The sequence below is a fragment of the Sphingopyxis sp. BE235 genome, assembly GCF_031457175.1.
Taxonomy (GTDB): Bacteria; Pseudomonadota; Alphaproteobacteria; order Sphingomonadales; family Sphingomonadaceae; genus Sphingopyxis.
Genome location: NZ_JAVDWC010000002.1, coordinates 1008292 through 1030070, shown reverse-complemented (window position 1 = coordinate 1030070; position 21779 = coordinate 1008292). Strand labels below are relative to the sequence as shown.

Sequence of the window (21779 nt, the reverse complement as noted above, 5' to 3'; positions counted from 1 at the left end):
CCGTGGACGCGATATGGGGCGTTCGACCTGTCATATCGTTAGGTACGAGCGGCAAATCGGGTGTAAGGAGCCGTTTGAGAAAAATCCCTGGGGAGGGCGAATGATGCGGTTGATTGCTCTGGCCCTGTTCGCGGCACTGTTGCCGGCTGAAAGCGCGGCCTTTCAGAAGCGCGAAAGCCTTGCAGGCGGCAATTCCTATTACAGCCAATGCGTCGCGGGCCCGAAGGACTATAGCGCTTGCATCGGATATTTCATGGGCATCGCCGATGCGCCCGTGATGAACACGGGGAAAACGCCTGAAGAGGCCGTGTACTGCCCGCAGGCGGGCGCGACCTACGAGCAGTATCGCGACGTGTTTCACAAATTCCTTCGCGACAATCCGCAGACCCGGCAATTGTCCACGCACCATCTGTTCCTGATGGCGATGAACGCCGCCTTCCCTTGCACGAGTTCGCCCTATCTCTCGGTCGATCCGAACACCGGCGGTGTGTATATCTCGGTGCCCAAACCGCGATAGGATGGTACGCCATATTTTCTCCTGATACCCTGTCCCAGACAGGATATGCCGAGCAGAACAAACCACCCTTTGGAACATCATGGCATCTACCTTCGCTGCCATGGTCGTCAGCGGATGTGCTGCCGTAACGATTGCATCAATCGTGCGCGCGTTCCGGCGGAGGTTCGTACATCGGTTTTCGATGCGTCGCTTGGATCGGGGTTGGGATCGACCGGGTGCGGGGTCGTATGATCCGGCGTCAGTCAGTTTGACAGTCCCGCCACGGATCGGATCGATCGCCCCTTCCTCAAGGCCGCGCTTTTGCCGCGCGTCGGTCAGCGAATAGGGGTGCAAAGGGGGGAGGCGGTGTTGCATCCTCTGTTTCCCATTTTTCCAAGCTAACCAACAATCAACGACGTCGAAGGATTGTCACGCGGTCAAAACGCCATTCGCCATGGGAGTGAACAGTGTGGCCACCAGCGTGAGCTTTACGGCCGTGGTTCGTCGGTTATCCTCAAAGACGTTATCGGGCCACTTATGAAGAAGCCCGGAGATTGGCGGCCGAAACCGGCCGTCGTGGGATAGGGAGGAATTATGGCATTTCGGAAAGCCGCGTTTGCGGCGGTCATGGTCACGACTGCGTTGAACTCGTCGTTGGCATTCGCGCAGGAGGCGGATGACAAGGGTGCGGGCCTTGGGGAAGGCGAGATCGTCGTCACGGCGCAGCGCCGCGAAGAACGGCTGGTCGACGTGCCGATCTCCGTCTCCGCGGTGAGCAGCGCGGCGATCGACCGGGCGCAGGTTCGCAGCGTGTCCGACATCGCGACGATCGTGCCGAACATCCAGATCAACGAAACGATCGGCAACAGCTACGGTCCGCTGATCACGATCCGCGGCCTGTCGCCGTCGGCCGACACCAGCCTTGCCCGCGATCAGCCCGTGGGCCTCTATATCGACGGGGTGCCGATCGGGAAGTCTACTGGCGCGGCCTTCGACACCGTCGATCTGGAACGCGTCGAGGTGCTGCGCGGGCCGCAGGGCACGCTTTACGGCAAGAACACAATCGGCGGCGCGGTCAATCTGATCACGCGCAAGCCGAGCGGCGAATTCGGCGGCCAATATCTGGCGGGCGCCGGAAGCTGGGGCCAGTTCAATCAGCGGATCTCGGTCGACCTGCCCGAAGTGGCGGGTTTCAGCGCCAAGGTGGGCCTGATCACCAAGCTCGACGGCGGCTATTATCGCAACAGCGTGCGCAAGGATAATTTCGGCGAAGAAGAGCTGTGGGCGGCGCGCGCCGACCTGTTGTGGCGTCCGTCGGGCAGTTTCAGTGCGCTCTACAGCTATGATATTTCGGACAGCAAGGGCACGCCGAACCAGCTTGCCACCACCGCGGTCACCGGATCGGGCGCGACCGCGTTCGTCAACGCGCTCTTGAGGCCCTATGTGGTAAGCGGACGGACGCGCGAGATCGGGGCGCAAAGCGCGCTGCGCAGCGACTATCGCACCAATGGTCACGCGCTGACGCTCGAATGGGAACCGGGTATCGGCGACCTCACGCTCAAATCGATCACCGCGCGCCGGACCGCGATAACCCGGTCGGCGAGTGATTTCGACGGCAGTCCCCTCGATCTGCTGCGCATCGTTCTCGACAATAATTACAAGCAGTTCACGCAGGAATTCCAGGCGATCGGGACCGTCGGCGACTTCAAATATACGCTCGGCGCCTTCTATCTCGACGACGAGTATGACGTGTTCAATCCGCGCTGGAACTTCCAGTTCGGCGGCAACGCCTTCGACATCAGCGAACGCGGCGGCCGTTCGAAATCCTATGCCGGCTATGGCCAGCTTGCGTGGACGCCGCGCGCGCTCGACGAGAAGCTGACGGCGTCGGTCGGGCTTCGCTACACGCGCGAATCGAAGCACGCCTATGAGCTGCTGCTGTCCAATTCGGCCTATCGCGCTAATCCGGCGGCGCCCGGTTCGGGCGTGTTCCTGCGCGATGCGAACGGCAATCCGATCACCCGCAGCGGCGGCCCGGCGGCGGGCGCACGGCCGGGGGCAGGCGGGATCGGCTATACCGACCTCAGCCCGCTTGAAAATTCGGGGGTGTGGAAGCGGTTCAATCCCGAATTCAACATCCTGTATAAATTCCAGCCCGATTTCTCGGTTTACGGACGCGTGGCGACGGGCTTCAAGAGCGGGGGCATCAACGATACCGCTGCGACCAACGCGGCCTTTATGACCTCCTATAATCCGGAAAAGCTGACGTCATACGAATTGGGCATGAAATATGGCGGCTTCGGCAACCTGCTCAATCTGAACGCATCGGTCTATCATTCGATCTACAAGGATTTTCAGGCCGGTGTGCTCGTTCCCGCGCTGGTGACCACCAACATCATCAACGCAGGCAAGGCGAAGTTCACCGGCGTCGAGGTCGAGGGAACGCTGCGCCCCGTCGAAGGGCTCAGCTTCAACTTCGGCGGCGGCTATGTTGATGCGCGCTACACCGATTTCATCCTTCCCGACGGCACCGACGTCACCAAAACCTATGTGCTCTCGCGCGTGCCCAAGTGGAACTACCAGATCGGCGGGCTTTATCGTCACGATGCCGGTGTTGGACGACTGGAGGCGAGCCTGAACTACAGCTGGCGCAGCAGCCAGTTCTCGTCGATCACGCCGGATACGCTGGCGAAGATGCCGTCCTATGGCCTGCTCGACGGGCGCATCGCGCTCACCCAGATCGAACTGGGCGGCGGCACGACGCTCGAGGTTGCGGCGTGGGGCAAGAATCTGACCGACAAGGAATATTTGGTCAGCGCGATCAACCTCGGTGTCCTCACGCTCGGCCAATTTGGCGATCCGCGCAGTTTCGGCGGCGAAGTTCGTATCCGCTTCTGATCGCGGCGAAGCCGAAATGTCTATGGTATTGGACCCGCCGCGCACCGGGTCGCGGTGGGTCCTGCCCTTTCTCGGGGCAGTGACCTTCCTCACCGCGATCGGCAATATCGGGCTGGTGTCGGTGATGCCGACGATCGGCCGGCTGCTGCACATTCCCGATTTTCTGGTTGCGGGCATTTTTTCGCTCTCGGCGCTGACCTGGGCGATCAGCGCGCCCTTCTGGGTGTCGCGGATCGAGCGCAAGGGGCCGAATCCCTATATTCGCGCGGGGCTCGTTGGCTTCGTCGTATCGATGGGCGGCTGCGCGTTGTCGGTCGAACTGGGCCTGCTGGGGCTGCTCACGCCTTTCGCCGCCTTCCTGCTCTTTTCGATCTTGCGGTCGACCTATGGCCTGCTTGGTTCGGCGGCCGCCACCGCGACGCAGGCTCTGATCGCGGCTCAGACGGCGGGCGCGGCCCGGACGCGGGCGATCACCACGCTGGCCGGGGCGCTCAGCCTCGGCACCATCGTCGGGCCAGCGATCGCGCCCGCGATGATCGTCGATCCATTGGGGCCGCTTGGGCCGATGCTCGGCTTTGCGATATTCGGCGTCATCGCCCTGGGGGGAGCCTATCTATTCCTTCCTCGCTCGTCGCACGGTGTGGCGCCGGTTCCCGGCGGCGCACCGCAAATATCGCTCGTGCAGGTCTGGCGCCGACAGGGGATAGGCCATTATCTGAGCTTTGGGCTGCTGCTCTGCTCGGCGCAGGCGATCAATCTTTATACGATCGGCTTCGTGATCATCGACCGCATGGCCGATGACCCGATGGCGGCGCAGCGGATGATCGGCATCGCGATGACCACCGCCGCGGTGGCCGCGCTGTTCGGCCAATGGGGTTTCGTCCGGCTGTTCTCGCCGTCGCCGCTGTCGATGATGCGGATCGGCACCGGCTTTGCCTTTGCCGGCAATCTTCTGGCCATATCCCATGGCGAGGTGAACGCCGCCGCCCTGGGCTTCATTCTCGCGAGCTTCGGCTATGGTCTCGCGCGCCCGGGCTTCAGCGCGGCGGCGTCGCTTGCCGGGTCGACCGAGGATCAGGTCGCAATCGCCTCTGCCATCACCTTCATCGCCGGGGCATCGATAACCTTGCCGCCCGTCCTCGCCTCCGCCGCTTATCAATGGTGGCGCCCGGCCCCGTTTGCGATCGCTGCGGCGATCGGCGGCGCGTTGCTGCTGAGCCATCTGCTGCCGATGCTGGCCCGGCATATTGTCCACAACGAGCGATAGATCGTTCGCCCCGACCCGCTTTATCCGGCGGATGAAGAGCATAATGTCTGACCATGGCGTGCACGGCCAATTAGCCCGCGCACAGAAACAGAAACTGGAGAGAGAGTGTGGATCGTTATCTTGTCATTTCGTCGGACGGCCATGTCGGTCTGCCCCCCGAAAAATATCGCGGCTATCTGGAATCGAAATATCATCAGCAGTTCGACGAGACGGTTCAGCTCGAGATCAAGGCGCGCGAAGAGCATGAAAAACGCTTCCTGATCGACGACTTCAACAACAAGTGGCGTTCGCGCGTCGGCGACGGGCTGGAGGGCGCGTGGGACGGTACGATCCGCAACCGCGTGCTCGACGGCGACGGCGTCGCCGCCGAAGTGCTGTTCCCCGACGGGATCACCGAACGCAACGCGCCGCCCTTTGGTGCCGACATCGGGCTTCGGCCTTCGGCTGCGCGGGCGGAACTGCAATGGGCCGGCGCGCGCGCACACAATCGCTGGCTGGCCGAATTCTGTCAGGACGATCCGCACCGCCGCATCGGACTCGCGGTCATTCCGGCGCTCTATGATATCGACGAGACCGCGAAAGAGATCGAATGGGCGAAGCGCCACGGACTGAAGGGCGTGTTTTTCCCCGCGCTCACTGACGGCTACGATCTCTACAACCACACCAAATATCACCGCATCTGGGCGATGCTCCAGGAAATGAACATGCCGCTTCATTTCCACTCGGGCGCCGCGCCCGCCTATGACACGACGCAGCCTGGTTGGATCGGCACCTTCCTGTGCGAGTTTGCTTTCTGGATGACGCGGCCCCTGTGGGCGATGACGTTTGGCGGCGTGTTCGAGGAATATCCGAAGCTGAAGGTCTGCTTCACCGAGGCGGGCGGCGAATTCTGGTTCCCGTGGGTGATGCAGCTGATGGATGTCCGCGCCTCCGCGAAGCATACGAGCGGGAAACTCGGCGATTATTATGCCAATATGAGCATGAAGCCGAGCGAGTATTTCGCGCGCAACATCTGGGTCGGCTGTTCGGCGCTGCCCGACGAGGAAACGACGCAGGCCTATTATGACATCGGCGTCGACCGCATCCTCTGGGGCACCGACTATCCGCATCCCGAGGGAACCTGGCCGCACACGTTCGAAAAAATGTCGGCGAGCCTCGGCGGACTGCCCGACGACGATATTCAGGCGATGCTCGGCATCAACGCGCTCGACGTTTATGACGTTGATGCCGATGCACTGTGGAAAATCGCCGGCGAAATCGGCCCGCGCCGCGAATTGTTCGTCAAGCAGGCGGCCGAATAGACCGGCCGCAGGGGGCGTTCCGGGAAATCTGCCGGCGTCGCGGTGCTTGCACGGGCCACCGGCCCGCACTACGCACCGCTCCTGCCCGGCGGGTTTCCCAGAGCGATCATGAAGCGTTCAACTGGCCAGGGCAGGCTCTAAGGTGGGTTGATGTCAAGCTGGCGCGGGATCGAGGAATTTCTGGCGGTTGTCGATCAGGGCAGCTTCACGGCTGCCGGCGATCAGCTCGGCCTTTCCAAATCCTATATCAGCAAAACGGTGCACGAACTGGAAGAGCGGCTGGGCGTGCAGCTGCTCGTCCGGACGACGCGCCGCCTGTCGCTGACCGGCGCCGGCGAAAGCTTCCATCGCGAATGCGCGCAGCTGCAACTGCGGCTGGGCGAGGTCGAAAAGCAGGTCGGACTCTATAGCACCCAGCCGGTGGGCCGACTGCGCATCGGGCTCAGTGATATTTTCGGTTCGGATTATATGTCGGCGCTGTTGGCCGAATTCAGCGCCGAACATCCCGGGATCATGATCGAGCCGATCGCCTATCTGAACGAAAACGAGATCGTCCAGGAAAGCTTCGATATCGTCATCCGTTATGGCGCGTTACCGAATTCGAACTTGCGCGCGCGCACCTTTGGTTATCTCTCCTACTGCCTGTGCGCGGCACCCGAATATGTCGCAGCCCGCGGCTGGCCCAAAACGCCCGAAGATCTGCAGGAGCATGACTGTCTGACCGACCGCAGCGCGTCGATCAATTTCAACGACGACGTCTGTGTTCGGGTCCAGCCCCGGTGGGCCAGCAACAGCGGCATTGCCCTGCGCAGCGCCGCGCGAAAGGGGCTTGGCATCGCCAGCCTGCCGGTCAGCGTCGTCCGCCAGGATCTGACCGAGGGGCGAATGCTCGCGCTCGAGGAGGAATGGTCCTTCTATGACCGCGAATGCTGGGTCGTCTATTCGCCGGGCATCATGTCGGTGGCGACGCGCGCCTTCATCGACTATCTGGTCCGCCGGACGTCGCGCGTGAAAATCCGTCCCTCGATGGCGGCATCGCTCGCCGCGCGATATTAGAGGGCATAGCCGCTACCTCCATCATCGGGGCGGAGGTGAGGGCGTCCCCGCCCGGACCGAAAGAGGACGAGGCTCAATATTGCCAATATCCAGGCTCCGGCACCTCCATAGATCATGACGGGGCCGAAGCCGGCGATGAGGCCATGCTGCACAATCGCTTCCGGCAGGTTGCCGATGATCGCCTGACTGGTCGAAAGCGCTTCGGCATTGCCGGCGGCGATCGCTTCCGCCGCAACGCGCAGCTCAGCGAGCTCGACACGCTTCGGTGCGGCGCGTTGCAGCGCGGCGGCGATCCCTTCGACGAGCAATATGCCCATGAGCGCGATGTTCACCGCCAGCGTGATCAGCCGCGCGCTCATGTCGATGCCCGACGCCATGCCGGCCCGGCTTGGGGGGGCCGACGCCGTCGTGGTATTGGTCACCGGCGTATTGGTGATGCCGATCCCGATGCCCGCAAGAAGCATGCCGGGCAACATCGTTAGCCAGTCCGGCTCTGCCGCAATGCTCCCGATCTTCATTGCGACGAAGCCAAGTCCGATCGTGGCCAGGCCGAACGGGATGACGGCACCCGGACCGTATCGAAGCGACATGCGCTCGCCCAAGGGGGGAAAGATCAGCGCCGGCAATGTATAGGCGAGCAGGCACAGGCCGGTGCCGAGCGTGTCGTACCCGAGACCGAGCTGAAGATAGATCGGCAGATAGATCATGAAGGGCCAATAGCTGACATTCATCGCGATGCAGCCGAGGATGGCGCCCGAAAAGCTGCGGTTCCGAAAAACGGAAAAATCGAACATCGGATGCGTTTGTCGCCGCTCGGCAAACAGGAATGCGGCGAAACAGAGGGTCGTGGCGGCAGCGATCGCCATCGAAGCGGGAAGGCCAAGCGTAGCTCCCTGCGTGATGAGATAGACCAGTCCGAATACCGCCAGCGAGAGCGTCAGGATTCCCGTCACGTCGAGGCGGTTGGCGTCCGGATCGCGCGATTCGGTTATCGTGCCGGCCGCAATCGCCAGGGTCAGGAGCGCGAGCGGAAGATGGACAAGAAATATCCATTCCCAGCCCGCCAGTGCGATAATCGCGCTCCCGACGATCGGACCGAAACCGAGGCCGATTCCCGAGACAACGCCCCAGGTTGCGAAAGCGCGGCCTCGATCGCGTGCGTCCTGAAACTGGTGCGAAAGGAGCGCGATCGAGCAGATCAGCATGGCCCCGCCGGCAAGGCCCTGGAGCAGCCGGCCCGCGATGAGCAGCGCCATGCTGTCGGCAAGGCCGCAAAGGGCGGAGGTGGCGCCAAAGGCGGTCACGCTGATCATGAAGACGCGCTTGCGGCCAAAGCGATCGGCCAGCGTTCCGGTCGCCATCAGCACGGTCGTGCACGCGAGCGTATAGGCGTTCATGACCCACTGCAATTCCTGGAAGTCGCCGTGAAGAACTTCTTCGAGGCGCGGGAGGATCACTGGGACACTTGTAATCTCGAGGCCGAACATCAGTGCGCCAAGGCACATCGCGAGCAGGGCCAGCGCGTTTTTGCGGGGGGGATGGGGAGACATAGGCGGCGCCTTTCGAGTGTCCGGGCCCGTCTGCCCGGTTGGTGCGCTACTTGGGGAAAAACGAATGATGACAGAAATGATTTTATTTTCTGGAATTCATAATCAATCCTAATTAATTAGGGCCATGGACATCGATCCGACACTTTTGCGCGCATTCGTGGCGGTCAGCGAGACGGGGGGCTTTACGCGGGCCGCCCGGCGGTTGAATCTCACCCAGCCCGCGGTGAGCCACCAGATCCGGCGTCTCGAGGAACAGGTCGGTCGGGCGCTGATCCGTCGTACGACGCGCCGGTTGACGCTGACCGACGATGGCGAAGACTTCTTGCTGCACGCGCGTCAGATCCTCGCCAGCCTCGATGCGCTCGCGCAACGCTTCCGGACCTCCCCGGTGACGGGGGTCGTGCGCTTTGGCGCTCCGGAAGCTTTCATGGGCGAGCGATTGCCGGCGCTGCTCTGCCAGTTCTCGCGCGCCTTTCCCGCGGTGCGGCTCGATGTTCATGTCAGCACCTATCTCGACCTCAGCACGATGATCGCGGCCGAGGAACTGGACCTTGCCGTCGTGCTTTCCACCGCCGGAGCCGAGAATGGCGGCATCCCTTTGCGGCGGGCGGAGTTCGGGTGGGTCGCGGCCGACAATTTCCTGTTGCCCGAGGGCGCGTCTCTGCCACTTGCCTTCCATCCCCCGAATTGCGTCAACCGGCTGGTGGGGGTCGCCGCGCTGGATGCCACACCGATCGACTGGCACATCGCTTTCACCTCGCCGAGCGAACAGGGCCTCCGCGCGGCGGTACGATCGGGGCTGGCGGTCGCGGTGCTGATGCGCAGCGATCTGGAACCCGGCCTGCGCCTGCTCGACGGCCACTATGGCCTCCCGGCCTTGCCCAGCGCCGATTTCATGCTGATCCGCAGCGGCGGCGTGGCATCCCCGGCGGCGCGCGCCTTTGGAGAGATGCTCGTCGCCATGGAGGCGCCCACGATGTCGGCGGACACAGGACTTTGAGCGACCGCGAAGTGGTGTGCTGGCGCCCGCCCGGCCTCATTGTTCGTCACCACGCACAAACTGTACGCCATTTGGGTCTTACCTCTGGCGTGGCAATCGATACACTCGCCCGACAAGAGCCGCCCGGAAAGGACGGCCATCCGGGAGACTGACGTGCCAAAGGTTGAACGCTTTCCGATGCCCATCCCCTATGGCTGGTTCGGGGTCGGCTATGGTGCCGAACTGCAGGTGGGTGATGTCCGGCCGGTCCATTATTTCGGGCGCGACCTCGTGCTCTTCCGCAACGAGAATGGCGAGGCGGGGCTCCTAGATGCCTATTGCCCTCATCTCGGCGCGCACATGGGGCACGGCGGGCAGGTCGAGGGCGACAGCCTGCGCTGTCCCTTCCATCACTGGGCGTTCCGCCCCGACGGCTTCTGCAGCAAGATTCCCTATGCCAAGGCTTTCCCGCCGCGCGCGAAGCGCGAGCCGCTGGCGAAATCCTATCCGGTGGTCGAAAAGAGCGGGGTCATCTGGGCCTGGTATCACCCCGACGACATCGCGCCGACGTTCGACGTCATCGACTATCCCGAATTCACCAACCCCGAATGGGCCGAACCGATCAAGCGCGAATGGCGCTTCGCCAGCAACCCCCAGGAAATTGCCGAAAATGGCGTCGACGTCGCGCATTTCGCCTATGTCCACGCGATGGATGCGGTCCCGGAGGGTGAGACCGATTATGACGGCGTGCGGCGGCACAGTGTCGCGCGCGGGCATCGGACCATCGATCTGCCGTCGGGCGAGCGCAAGCAATTGCCCTATTCGGTCGACACGCTCCAGAATGGGGCAGGGCAGAAGTTCACACGACTGAGCGGGCTCGTCGAGCTGTCGCTTCTGGTCATCGCCACGCCGGTCGAAGCCGACGACGTCGAGCTGCGCTTCTGCTTCACGCACCCGAAGGTCGCGCCGGGCTCGCCCGAGGAAAAGGCGATCGAGGCGGCGATCGAAAATACCTGCGGGCAAAAGGGCGTCGAGGGCGATATTCCGATCTGGCATAACAAGATCCACCGCGCACGGCCCTATCTGTGCGATGGCGACGGTCCGATCCTGCGTTTCCGTCGCTATTTCGAGCAATTTTATGCCGATGGCCCCGACGGAAATCGCCTCGTCGAGGCCGCCGAATAGACCCTCCGCGCCCCGCGGAAAACCACCACTGCCGACTAGCTGCGCCTTGGGCGCCATAGGGAGAATTGCGATGTCCAGACTGCGTTATGTTCAGGGTCCCGTCGAAACCCGTGCGCCGGGAATGCTGCGCAACACCGTCTACGGGATTCGCGCGACATATGAGACCGATCCCGAAATCATCGCGGCGCTGCTGCCGCAACCGCTCGTTGCGACCGCAAAGCCCGAAATCTGGCTGCAGATGGTGCATGTGGCGATGCATGTGACCGAAACCGATACGGTCGAGATTGGCGCACTGACCGTCGGCGTCAATTGCACGCATGAAGGCGCACCGGGGGCCTATTGCTTCCACATGGCGATGGAGGGCGAAACCGTCGTCACCTCCGGCCGCGAGCGTTTCGGCGAGCCGAAGAAGATCGCCGAGACGCATTTCGAACGCAATGGCGACCATCTGCGCGCGACCTGTTCGCGCCACGGCATCGCCTATTTCGAAATCGAAGGCACGATCGGCGAAGCGATCGACCAGCCGCTGAAATTCGAAGAGCATCTGTTCTGCTACAAGGGGATGCCGTCGATCGATCAGCCGGGTCAGTTTGACGGCGACGTCTTCCTCACCCGCCTCAACTGGGAACGCAATTACGATTCCCGCCGGGCGATGAAGGGGACGATCACCCTGCGCGATTCGGCCTTTGATCCGCTCGCCGATATCCCCGTTCGCCGCATCACCGACATGCAATATGTCGAAGGAGGGACCGCGACCGGCGGCACACTGCTGCGCAAGGTGCCGGGCGAATGGATCGCGCCGCACTGGGTCGGGCGCCACGACGATCCGCGCAATGTTGGGGCCGAGATCGGCGAGCGGAAGGCCGCCTGATGGACGATTTTTCCGGCCGGGTGGCCGTCGTTACCGGTGGGGCGAGCGGGGTTGGCAAATGTCTGTGCGCCGACCTCGCCCGCGCCGGGGCGCATGTGGTGATTGCCGATATCGATCCGGCACGGCTTGAAGCCGTGCGCGTCGAGGTTGACGCGCTGGGCTCGGGGCAGGTGCTTGCCATCGCGTGCGACGTGACCAAGGAAGCATCGGTGCGGGCGCTGGCGGATCAGGTCTTTGACCAGTTCGAGACGGTGCATATCCTGTTCAACAACGCCGGCGTCGGGCTGGGCGAGGCGCAGCGCAAGCTGTGGACGCTTCCGCTCAGCGACTGGCGCTGGGGCATCGACGTCAATGTGCTCGGCGTCATCCACGGCATTGCGGCCTTCGTGCCGCGCATGATCGAGGCGGGACAGGAGGGCGTGGTCGTCAACACCAGCTCGACCAACGGCGGGCTGCGTTCGCTGCCCAACACCCCCATTTATGCCGCCACCAAGGCGGCGGTGACCAGCATCTCCGAAGTGTTGCACCAGCAATTGCTGCGCGAAGGGGGCAAGCTGCGCGCCGCCACGCTCTTCCCGGGGCCGCACACGGTCAACACCGCGATCATGGCGTCGGGCGAAGTCCGCCCCGCGGACTATGTCGAAAATGAAGCGCAGACCAAAGTCGCCTATCGCACGATGGAAGATCTGGTACGGACGACCGGGCTCAAGCTCAAGCTTACCGAACCCGCCGAGGTATCCGCCTTCGCACTCGATGGCATTCGCGCGGGGCGTTTCTGGTTGCTGCCCGAAAGCGAGGAGAATGACGTGCTGATCGCCGCGCGAACCGAACAGATTTTGGCGCGGCGGGACCCGCCGTCGGCATGGTGACCGCCGCGGTAGCCGACGAGCCGTCGGTAGGCGCTGTGCCCTCTCGCGGCGTCTACCGCTGGCTGGTCGTCGCGATCCTGTTCGTCGGTTATTGCTTCAGCGCGATCGATGCGCGCGTGCTGACGCTGATGGTCGAACCGATCCAGCGCGACCTGAACCTCAGCGATTTCGAAATCAGCCTGCTCCAGGGTTTTGCCTTTTCCTTGCTCTACAGCATCGCCGCGCTGCCCATCGGCCGCTACGTCGATCGCACCAAAAGGCGCGCGACGCTGATTGTCTGGGGGGTGCTGTTCTGGTCGGCGATGACCGCCGCCTGCGGCTTTACCAGCAGCTTCATCGGGCTCTTCCTCGCGCGTGTCGGCGTCGGGGTGGGCGAGGCGACGCTTAGCCCGACCGCCTATTCGCTGATCAGCGACTATTTCGAGCGACGACGACGGGCGCTGGCGATCAGCTTTTATGCGATCGGTTATCCGATCGGCGGCGGCCTGGCGCTGTTGATCGGGGGCTGGCTGCTCGCGCGCTTTACCAAGACCGGTGGCGTGACATTGCCATGGCTCGGCAGTTTCGAACCGTGGCAGATGGTGTTCCTGTGCGTTGCGGCGCCCGGATTGATCGTCGCGGCACTGATGATGACGATCCGCGAGCCGGCGCGGCAGGAACTCGCGGCGAACCTGTCGGTGCAAAGCAGCCTGCGCGAAGGCTTCGACTATATTTCCGAGCGCTGGGCGCTGTTCGGTTCGCTGATCGGTTCGCTCGCCCTGATTGCGCTTCTGGCGATCGGCACCGCGCTGTGGTTCCCGACCTTCCTGATCCGCAGCTATGGGATGAGCCCCGCCGAGGTGGGGATGTCCTACGGGATGATCATGCTGACCTGCGGCACCATCGGCACGCTGTCGGGTGGCTGGCTCGCGGGACGGTTGATGCAAGGCGGCCGGGCGGACGCCAATATGCGCGTCGTGCTGATCGCCACCGTGCTGAAGGGCGTTCCGTTGATCGTCGCACCGCTAATGCCGACGGCCTTCCTGTCGCTGACGATGATGGCGATCGGCACGCTGATCGGGCAGGCGTCGCAAGGCGTGATGCTGACGGCGATCCAGGATGTGACGCCCAATCAGCTACGCGGACAGGTCACCGCCATCTCACTCTTATGCGTCAATCTGGTGGGGATGGGGCTGGGTGCCAGTGTCATCGCCGCGATCACCGATTTCGGTTTCGGCGACCAGGCGGCGCTGGGCTATTCGATCGCGATCGCCGGCGCGGTCGTGCTGCCGCTGATCATCGGCCTGCTCCTTGTCGCCCTGCCGCACTACCGCCGCGCGATCGAAGGCTGACGTGCGCCGCCGGGGCGGTCAGCCGAGAACGGCGACGCTGCGCAGGATCAGGCGGACGAGATCGGCCTGCCGGCTTACCCCGGTCTTGCTGAGGATGGTCTTGCAATAGCTGCGCACGGTATTTTCGGTGAGTTCCAGCCTGGCCGCCGCTTCGGCGAGGCTGAGCCCGGTCGCGAGCAGCGCCGCCAGATGCGCCTCGGATGGGGTGAGGTCGAAGATCTGGCTGACCAGTCTTTCGAGCGGCTGGTTGTTGTCGAGCCCCGAGACATAGACCACCGCGGCCGGCCCCGCCTCGTTGCTGTAGCGCGAGGGCGTCTCGATCGTGCGCACGAGCACGCCCAGATGGCGATCGATGTCGGCCTCGACGCGCAGGCCTTCGGCGAAGCTGCCGCCATCGCGGCGCGCCGCGACCGCTTTGCCGACGAGTTGCTGGAGCTGCGCGTTGCCCGTCTTGCTCGCGAGCACGAGCCGGTCGTCGGCGGCGCGCAGCGCGGTGCTCGACTTGATCAGCGCGCGACCCGCGCTGTTGGTGCGCAGGATGCGCCCCGCGCCATCAAGGATGAAGGTGCAGAGCGTCAGCCGGTCGAGCGTATCGATCATCACCTGCAGCTCGGTCTCGTCGCGGCGAATGCGCGAGAAGAGCGCGAGCGATTGTTCGAGATGCGGGCGGAGCGCGAGCAGCACCGCCTTGTCGTCGTCGGTGAAATCCTCTTCATCGGGGCCGTTGGTCAGGCCGACATTGCCCTCCCACCCGCCGGGCTCGGAAATATACATGCCGAGCTGATATTCGATGCCATAGGGCTGCAATATCTCGCGATAGAAGCGATTGCCGCGAAGATCGCCCCGTGAGATCACTTCGCTCAGCCGGAAGATGTCGCCGGCTTTCGTCAGCGCGTTGCGCAGCGGGTCGAGATCGCCGAGTTCGGCATGGACCGCATGAATCCGCCGCGCCTCGCGCTCGTCGATCACGGGCGGCGGCCCCCATATGATGAGCGGCGGCGTGCCCTGCCGGCTGAGCCGCAACGTGATCGCCGCGCTCGCGCAGCGCATCCGACGGCTCAGCGCTTCGAGGAAGCCCAGCCACGGCGTCGCCTCGAGCGGCCCGCGATACAGCAGGGTCACCAGTTCATCGACTTCGGCCAGAGGTTTTCCGATCCGCATTCCGGCTTCGCTTCCTGTTCGCGTCCCGCCACCCGGTAAGCTGGGGAGTCGGTCTCGATCCCGCAATGACCTGTCCGGACCCGAGCGGCAAGAGGCGGTGCGCAAATCGCGCGCCCCCCGAATAGGGGTTGTCGCGGCCGCACCCGCGCGTAACGCAGCGGGGAGCAAATCGATCGGGCAATGGACGGCCTGTCCATGGATGTCCGGCGCAGGAGACGATCTGCCGTGGCCGAAGCCAAGTTCACGATACCCCATAAAATCTTCGCCGCGGCGCGCGCGCATGGCGATGCCGTCGCGATCCGGGGCGAGGACGGGACCGAGATTCGTTATCGCGATCTCGAACCGCTGGTGCGCGCCGCCGCCAAGGGCTTTATCGCGGCGGGTGTCGTGGCGGGGGATCGGATCGCGATCTGGGCGCCCAATGCGATTGGCTGGATTATCGCCGCGGTCGGCGCGCAGGCAGCGGGCGCTGCGATCGTGCCGCTCAACACGCGGCTGAAGGGGCGCGAGGCGGGCTATATCCTGCGCACCAGCGGCGCCAGGCTGCTGTTCACCGTCTCCGATTTTCTCGGCACCGCCTATCCGGACTTGATCACGGGCGAGGACCTACCCGATCTGCGCGGGATCGTCCTGATGGAAGGCGACAAGGGTGGCATGGCCTGGCAGACCTTCCTCGATCGCGGCGCGGCGCTTTCCGATGCCGCGGTCGCCGCGCGGATGGACGCGCTGGGCGAGGATCAGGTCTGCGACATCCTCTTCACCTCGGGCACCACGGGCAATCCGAAGGGTGCCGTGACGACGCACGGGCAAAATGTCCGGCTGTACCTCGCTTATGGCGAGACGCTGACCTATGGGCCGGGCGACAATTTCCTGATCATCAACCCCTTCTTCCACAGCTTTGGCTACAAGGCCGGCTGGCTGGTCGCGCTGATGCGCGGCGTGACCGTGCTGCCCCATGCTGTGTTCCAGACCGACAAGGTTCTCGAGCGGATCGAGCGCGAGAGGGTGACGCTGCTCCCCGGTCCGCCGACGATCTTCCAGAGCCTGCTCACGGGTCCTTATCGCGACCACGATATTTCGTCGCTGCGCGTGTCGATCACCGGCGCCGCGTCGGTGCCGGTCACCCTGATCGAGGAAATGCGCGGCAAGCTCGGTATCGATGTCGTGCTCACCGCCTATGGCCTCACCGAAACCTGCGGCGTCGTGACGATGTGTAGCGTCGGCGACGACGCTGTGACGATTGCCAACACCGCAGGCCGTCCGCTCGCCGGGATCGAGGTCAAGCTTGTCGACGAGGCGGAGAAGAGCGTGGCACCGGGCGAAGCGGGCGAACTGCTCGTGCGGGGGCCCAATGTAATGCAGGGCTATTTCAACGACCCGGCGGCGACCGCGGCGGCGTTCGATAGCGAAGGCTGGCTGCGCACCGGCGACATTGCGGTGCAGGACGCAAGCGGCAATGTGAAGATCACCGACCGCGCCAAGGACATCTTCATCGTCGGCGGCTTCAACGCCTATCCAGCCGAAATCGAAGGGCTGCTCGCCGCCAATCCGGCGGTCATGCAGTCGGCGGTGATCGGCGTACCCGACGCACGGCTGGGTGAAGTGCCTAAGGCTTATGTCGTCCTGCGCCCCGGTGCGAACGCCACCCCCGAAGAGATCGTCGGCTGGTGCCGCGAGAATATGGCGAACTACAAGGTGCCGCGCCAGGTGGTGATCCTCGACGCGCTGCCGGTGAACGCTGCGGGTAAGGTGCAGAAATTCCTTCTGCGCGATTCGGGGGCGTAGCCATCGTCCGATGCGACAGGACGACGTCTAGCGATCCATTGCGGCCCTTCTCTCGCCAGCTACCCATCCGCTCGTTCAGCCGACTACCGAACCCGCTGAGCCTGAGGTTGCGACTGATAGGTTGAAGGCCGCTTCTGCGCCACCGCCGGGAAGGTGCGGCCGCCGTGGTAGGTAACGGTTCCGCACATCCGGTCGCCCTTGGCCGAGAGCGTGCCGTCGAACAGCACGTCGCCTTCGCGGGAGGCTACCGCCATGTGGAAGCTGTTGCCGGTCAAGGTGATTTTGCGCAGTATAACGGGTGCCGTCATCCACAGCGACAGCGACCCGCCATAAGCGTCCTCGACGAAGCCGATCGACAGAAGTCCGAAATTGGGCGTTGTCCCGACATGCATCAGGAAATCCCAGTTTCCGTGGAGGTTCGGAGCCTCGCTGCCCGCCGTAGCGGCTTCCGCGCCGCACTCAAAATGCATGTTTACGGCCTCGCTTGCTGCCGCTGGAACAGCTGCAGATGCCAATGCCAAGCCAGCGATAATCCGCTTCATTGCTTTCTCCATGTCAACATTTCGTGCTGGCTGGTTGGCCGGTCGCGATGTCTGTCGACAATGGGGGAAATCGTGAATAGCTTCCGCAATTTCGTGACTGGTAGGCCGATGCAGTTGGCGATGCGTGAATGGCGAATGATGGGGAAATGGCGGGGGCCGCTCAGCGCGGTGGCTTTTGGCGCAGTGCTTGGAGTGACGGGGCCATTCGGATCGCAAACCGCTCTCGGCCCAGAGGTGCGATATCCTTTCTGGATGATCATCGCACTCGTCGGCTTTGGAGCCGCTGCTGCCGCGGAGCGAGTCCTTCCGCCCAGTTCGCCGGGCAGGAGAACGGCAACACGGATCATCGCAGTAGCAGCAGCATCCGCGGTGCCCATGACCTTCTTTGTGGCGTGGGCCATGGGGGTGGTCCGACCGGGCAGAATGTTCAGTCCCGTTCAACTGCTCGCGTTATTTCCCTACGTGGCGCTCGTCCAGCTGTTGATCGCCCGCGTCATATCGCCGGACGATCCGATGACTGTGGCCGCACCCGTGGAACAGCCAGCCGCCGCCCCCGAATACCCGCGCGAGTTCGTGTCGAAGCTTCCGGCGGCTTTGCGCCGGGACATTCTCGCACTGGAAGCCGAGGATCATTATGTGCGCGTGCACACGCTCCACGGCTCGGCACTGATCCTGATGCGGCTGGCGGACGCGGCGGCGATCATCGATCCCCGGCTGGGCCTTCGCGTGCACCGTAGCTGGTGGGTGGCCAAAGACGGCGTTCACGCGTTGGAAAGAACGCCGGGACGAGCAATCGCCCGGCTGGTTGATGACACGGCCGTTCCGATCAGCAGGACATATTTGCCGGCCGCACGGACAGCCTTGACCAACTAGCCCTATTTTTACCGGGCGGTCATTCGTTCGACAGGCATCCGCTTTCCACTCCATCGCAGACAGCGCCCGCCGCGCAGAATCTCAATTTTCCGGATAAAACCGGCTGATCGTATCGACGACGCACGCTGGCTTCTCCGCACCCTCGATCTCCACCGTCACCCGCACCACCGCCTGGACGCCGCCTTTTGCTTCCTCGGCCCGGACGAGTTCGCCACGCCCACGGATCCGGCTGCCCGCGCGGACGGGGCTCAGGAAGCGCAAATTGTCGGTGCCGATATTGACCCCCATCGACACGCCGCGCACCTCGACCAGTTCGGGAAGGAGGCGGTTGACGAGGCTCATCGTAAGGTAACCATGCGCGATCGTGCCGCCGAACGGACCGTCCTTCGCGCGCTCGGGATCGACGTGGATCCACTGATGATCGTCGGTGGCCTTGGCGAACAGGTCGATGCGATCCTGCTCGATCGCGACCCATCCGGTTGGGCCGAAACTCTCGCCCACGGCGGCGAGCAGCGCGGCCGGGGTTTCGAAGACGCGCGCGCTCATGCCTGCTGGCTCGACACCGCGAGCACTTCGCCCGTCATGTAGGAGGAAAGCCCGCTGGCGAGGAACAGCATCACGTTCGCGACCTCCCATGGCTCGGCATAACGGCCGAAGGCCTCCTTCTCGGTCAACTCCTCAAGCAGCCCCGGCGGGGTCACCTTGGAAAGCGAGGCGTGCATCGCAAGGCTGGGCGAGACCGCGTTGATGCGGACGCCGTGCTCGGCCGCTTCGAGCGCCGAACAACGCGTGAAGGCCATCACGCCGGCCTTCGCCGCGGCATAATGCGCCTGCAGCTTCTGCGCGCGCCAGCCGAGGACCGAGGCGTTGTTGACGATCGCGCCTTTCTGGCGCTCGTACATGTGCGGCAGGATCGCGCGCGTCATGCGGAAGACGCTGGTGAGCGTCACGTCGAGCACCTTGTGCCACTGGTCATCTGTCATCTCGACGACGGACGCCGCGCCGCCGAGCCCGGCGTTGTTGATGAGGACATCGATATGGCCCATGCCCGCGATCGCCGCGGCGATGAGCGCCTGCACCTGTTCTTCATTGGTGACGTCGCAGACGAGTGTGCCGGGGCGTGCGAAGCCCAATTCCTCGATGCGGTCGGCGGTTTCGCCCAGCCGGCGCTCGTGCATGTCGGAGAGGAAGAGCGTCGCGCCTTCCTCCGCCGCGCGCTGCGCGACCGCGCCGCCGATGCCGCTGCCCGCGGCGGCGGTGATCAGCACGGTCTTGCCCTTCAAGAGGCCGGTAGGGGTGGGGTAGTCGGGGGCGGGTCGTGCCACGCTTCGTTCCTTTATTTGAGGTCGCCGCGCGGCTCGCGCGGGAGGCCGAGCGCGCGCTCGGCAATGATGTTGCGCTGAATCTCGTTCGTGCCGCCATAGATCGTGTCGGCGCGGCTATAGAGGAACAGGTTGGGAAGCGCGGGGAAGGCGTATTCGTGCCCCGCGACGGTCTCGCCCGCCTGTCCCAGAACATCCATCGCGAGCTCGCCGAGATCGCGGCGCCATGTCGCCCACTGGATCTTGTAGGTGAGCGCCGACGGGTTGAGCCTGCCGCCCTCGGCATCGGTGAGCATGCGCAGCGCGCCATAACGCATCAGTTTGAGGCCGATCTCGGCCCTGGCGATACGCTGGCGGATCAGCGGGTTTTTCGCCTCACCATTGGCGCGCGCCGCGGCGATCACCGCGTCGAGTTCGTTGCGAAAGCCCATTTGCTGCGCGAGCGTCGAGACGCCGCGCTCGAAGCCGAGCAGCCCCATCGCGACCGTCCAGCCATCGCCGGGCGCGCCGAGGATGTTGGCGGCGTCGGTGCGCGCGCCGTCGAAAAACGTCTCGTTGAACTCGGCCTCGCCGGTGATCTGGTGGATCGGGCGGACAGTGACGCCGCTCTGGTCGACCGGGACGAGCAGGAAGGAAAGGCCCTTGGGGCCCTTCGAGCCCTCCTCGGTGCGCGCGATCACGAAGATCCAGTCGGAAAATTGCGCGAGACTGGTCCAGACCTTCTGCCCCTCGATCACCCAGTCGTCGCCGCCTGCCCCGGACCCCGATCCGGGGTCGCGCCATGCCTTGGTACGGACATTGGCGAGGTCGGACCCCGCACCTGGCTCCGAATAGCCTTGGCACCAGATTTCCTCGCCGCGTGCGATCGCGGGCAGGAAGCGCGCCTTCTGCTCGTCGGTGCCGAAGGCGAGGATCGTCGGGCCGGCGAGTTCGATGCCGATATGGTTGAGCCGGGGCGGGGCGCCCGCGCGCGCATATTCCTCGGCGAAGATGACCTGCTCGGCGAGCGTGGCATCGCGGCCGCCATAGGCCTTGGGCCAGCCGACGCAGCTCCAGCCCGCTTCGCCCAGCCGGCGCTCCCAGTCGCGGCGGCGTTCGGGCATTTCGGTCAGGCTGGTGAGCCCGCGTACGTCGGCGAAGGGGCCTTCCAATTCGGCCTTGAGCCACGCGGCTGCCTCAGCGCGGAAAGCCTCTTCCTCGGGAGAAAATCCAAGCTTCATGCGGCTTCGTCCAATCCGGCGAGTCCCGCCACCTGTTCGCGGTGCCAGTCGGGGGTGCCGAGCAGGCTCGCGTTGCTGCGCGCGCGCTTGAAATAGAGATGCGCGTCATGCTCCCAGGTGAAGCCGATGCCGCCGTGGAGCTGGATCATCTCGCCCGCGCAGTGCGTGTAGGTGTCGCAGGCGAAAGCTTTGGCGGCGTGGACCGCGAATTGTGCCTCGTCCGATTCCTCGTCGATCGCGCAAGCGGCCCAATAGACCGCCGAGCGCGCCTGCTCGATCGCGACCATCATGTCGGCGAGGCGGTGCTTGACCGCCTGGAAACTGCCGATCGAACGGCCGAACTGGACGCGTTCCTGCGCATAGGCGACCGTCCGGTCGAGACACGCCTGCGCGCCGCCCAGCGCATCGGCGGCGATGGCGAGCCACCCGGTGGTGAGCGCGGCGCGCACGGCGGCGCGCGGATCGGCGAGCGTTTCGACGGCGACCCCGCCAAAATCGAGCCGGGCATAGGGGCGCGTCTGGTCCATGCTGGTGAGCGGGGTGATGCCGAACCCGAGGGCGCCGCGCTCGACGATCGCGACGCCATTGTCGGCTGCAACCACGAACAGGTCGGCGCTGGCGCCGTGGGGCACAAGGAGCGCGGCACCGGTCAGCGTTTCGTCGCTGAGCGCCGCGCGCGGCGTTCCGCCCATATTCACGGCAGCGAAGCTTGCCACCAGCTCGCCCGACGCGAGGCGGGGGAGGAGGCGTGCCTTCTGCTCGTCGGTGCCGCCGGCGAGAATCGCCGGAGCGGCAAGCCCTAGGCTTGCGAGGAGGGGCAGCGCCGCGGTGTGCCCCCCGGCTTCCTCGGCAAAGATCGCGAGTTCGACCATGCCAAGCCCGACGCCGCCTAGTGCCTCGGGAATCGCGACGCCGGCGAGTCCGAGATCGCCGGTGAAAGCCTGCCACAACGCCTTGTCGACGCCCGTGTCCGCCATGGCTGCGCGCGTGCGCTCGCTCGTGGCATTCTCCGCAAAGAACGTCTTCGCCGTCTCGGCAATCATCGCCTGTTCGTCGGTGAAGGCGAAATGCAT

General features: G+C 64.4%; 19 protein-coding genes. 12 read left to right on the top strand and 7 right to left on the bottom strand.

The genetic code is table 11. The features are described from left to right. Positions 1 to 13: 13 nt before the first annotated feature. The 5 genes from J2X38_RS12075 (at position 14) to J2X38_RS12055 (ending at position 7018) form a co-directional block, all read left to right on the top strand. Complete coding sequence (locus J2X38_RS12075; RefSeq protein WP_156419728.1) at positions 14 to 517, top strand: Rap1a/Tai family immunity protein; 504 nt, start codon at positions 14 to 16, stop codon at positions 515 to 517. 573 nt (positions 518 to 1090) lie between these two features. Further along, complete coding sequence (locus tag J2X38_RS12070) at positions 1091 to 3394, top strand: TonB-dependent receptor (RefSeq protein ID WP_310254358.1); 2304 nt, start codon at positions 1091 to 1093, stop codon at positions 3392 to 3394. 16 nt (positions 3395 to 3410) lie between these two features. Next, a complete protein-coding gene (locus tag J2X38_RS12065; protein WP_310254356.1) occupies positions 3411 to 4661 on the top strand; it encodes an MFS transporter in 1251 nt (416 codons plus the stop codon). Positions 4662 to 4768: 107 nt separating this feature from the next. Continuing rightward, positions 4769 to 5962: an amidohydrolase family protein gene (locus J2X38_RS12060; protein WP_058536344.1), complete on the top strand. Its 1194-nt coding sequence runs from the start codon at positions 4769 to 4771 to the stop codon at positions 5960 to 5962. A 150-nt stretch (positions 5963 to 6112) separates the two neighbouring features. After that, positions 6113 to 7018 carry a LysR family transcriptional regulator gene (locus J2X38_RS12055; protein WP_058536345.1) on the top strand — a complete coding sequence of 302 codons (906 nt, stop codon included), beginning with the start codon at positions 6113 to 6115 and terminating at the stop codon, positions 7016 to 7018. Here J2X38_RS12055 and J2X38_RS12050 read toward each other — a convergent pair. Beyond that, positions 7015 to 8568, bottom strand: coding sequence for an MFS transporter (locus J2X38_RS12050; RefSeq protein ID WP_310254352.1), 1554 nt, complete (start codon positions 8566 to 8568; stop codon positions 7015 to 7017). The two genes, J2X38_RS12055 and J2X38_RS12050, sit on opposite strands and share 4 nt — an antisense overlap. Positions 8569 to 8692: 124 nt before the next feature. Here J2X38_RS12050 and J2X38_RS12045 point away from each other — a divergent pair, with 124 nt between their 5' ends. From J2X38_RS12045 to J2X38_RS12025, 5 genes are all read left to right on the top strand, one after another. Continuing rightward, positions 8693 to 9568: a LysR family transcriptional regulator gene (locus J2X38_RS12045; protein WP_310254350.1), complete on the top strand. Its 876-nt coding sequence runs from the start codon at positions 8693 to 8695 to the stop codon at positions 9566 to 9568. A 153-nt stretch (positions 9569 to 9721) separates the two neighbouring features. Further along, positions 9722 to 10732 (top strand): Rieske 2Fe-2S domain-containing protein, encoded by a 1011-nt coding sequence (locus J2X38_RS12040; protein WP_310254348.1) that lies wholly within the window; start codon positions 9722 to 9724, stop codon positions 10730 to 10732. A gap of 70 nt (positions 10733 to 10802) precedes the next feature. After that, positions 10803 to 11603 (top strand): acetoacetate decarboxylase family protein, encoded by an 801-nt coding sequence (locus tag J2X38_RS12035; protein ID WP_310254346.1) that lies wholly within the window; start codon positions 10803 to 10805, stop codon positions 11601 to 11603. Continuing rightward, positions 11603 to 12472 carry an SDR family NAD(P)-dependent oxidoreductase gene (locus J2X38_RS12030; RefSeq protein ID WP_310254345.1) on the top strand — a complete coding sequence of 290 codons (870 nt, stop codon included), beginning with the start codon at positions 11603 to 11605 and terminating at the stop codon, positions 12470 to 12472. Before J2X38_RS12035 ends, J2X38_RS12030 begins: the two co-directional genes overlap by 1 nt. Further along, positions 12466 to 13803, top strand: coding sequence for an MFS transporter (locus J2X38_RS12025; protein WP_310254342.1), 1338 nt, complete (start codon positions 12466 to 12468; stop codon positions 13801 to 13803). Before J2X38_RS12030 ends, J2X38_RS12025 begins: the two co-directional genes overlap by 7 nt. An 18-nt stretch (positions 13804 to 13821) precedes the next feature. Here the strand turns inward: J2X38_RS12025 and J2X38_RS12020 are convergent, their stop codons facing one another. Next, entirely contained in the window at positions 13822 to 14964 is a 1143-nt protein-coding gene (locus tag J2X38_RS12020) for a helix-turn-helix transcriptional regulator (protein ID WP_310254339.1), read from the bottom strand. Between the two features lie 225 nt (positions 14965 to 15189). On the opposite strand from J2X38_RS12020, the gene J2X38_RS12015 reads away from it, so the two are divergent. Continuing rightward, positions 15190 to 16749 carry a FadD3 family acyl-CoA ligase gene (locus tag J2X38_RS12015; protein WP_310254337.1) on the top strand — a complete coding sequence of 520 codons (1560 nt, stop codon included), beginning with the start codon at positions 15190 to 15192 and terminating at the stop codon, positions 16747 to 16749. Positions 16750 to 16832: 83 nt separating this feature from the next. Here J2X38_RS12015 and J2X38_RS12010 read toward each other — a convergent pair whose 3' ends face one another. Further along, a complete protein-coding gene (locus J2X38_RS12010; protein ID WP_310254335.1) occupies positions 16833 to 17291 on the bottom strand; it encodes a hypothetical protein in 459 nt (152 codons plus the stop codon). Positions 17292 to 17363: 72 nt separating this feature from the next. Between J2X38_RS12010 and J2X38_RS12005 the strand changes: the two genes are divergently transcribed. Further along, positions 17364 to 18164: a LytTR family DNA-binding domain-containing protein gene (locus tag J2X38_RS12005; RefSeq protein WP_310254333.1), complete on the top strand. Its 801-nt coding sequence runs from the start codon at positions 17364 to 17366 to the stop codon at positions 18162 to 18164. Positions 18165 to 18245: 81 nt separating this feature from the next. On the opposite strand, the gene J2X38_RS12000 is transcribed toward J2X38_RS12005, so the two are convergent. From J2X38_RS12000 to J2X38_RS11985, 4 genes are read right to left on the bottom strand one after another with little or no spacing between them, the layout of a single operon-like run. Next, positions 18246 to 18710 carry a MaoC family dehydratase gene (locus tag J2X38_RS12000; protein WP_310254332.1) on the bottom strand — a complete coding sequence of 155 codons (465 nt, stop codon included), beginning with the start codon at positions 18708 to 18710 and terminating at the stop codon, positions 18246 to 18248. Further along, positions 18707 to 19489: an SDR family oxidoreductase gene (locus J2X38_RS11995; RefSeq protein WP_310254330.1), complete on the bottom strand. Its 783-nt coding sequence runs from the start codon at positions 19487 to 19489 to the stop codon at positions 18707 to 18709. The genes J2X38_RS12000 and J2X38_RS11995 overlap by 4 nt, the downstream gene beginning before the upstream one ends. A gap of 11 nt (positions 19490 to 19500) precedes the next feature. After that, on the bottom strand, positions 19501 to 20706 hold the full coding sequence (locus J2X38_RS11990) for an acyl-CoA dehydrogenase family protein (protein ID WP_310254328.1): 1206 nt from the start codon (positions 20704 to 20706) through the stop codon (positions 19501 to 19503). Beyond that, a complete protein-coding gene (locus J2X38_RS11985; protein WP_310254326.1) occupies positions 20703 to 21779 on the bottom strand; it encodes an acyl-CoA dehydrogenase family protein in 1077 nt (358 codons plus the stop codon). The genes J2X38_RS11990 and J2X38_RS11985 overlap by 4 nt, the downstream gene beginning before the upstream one ends.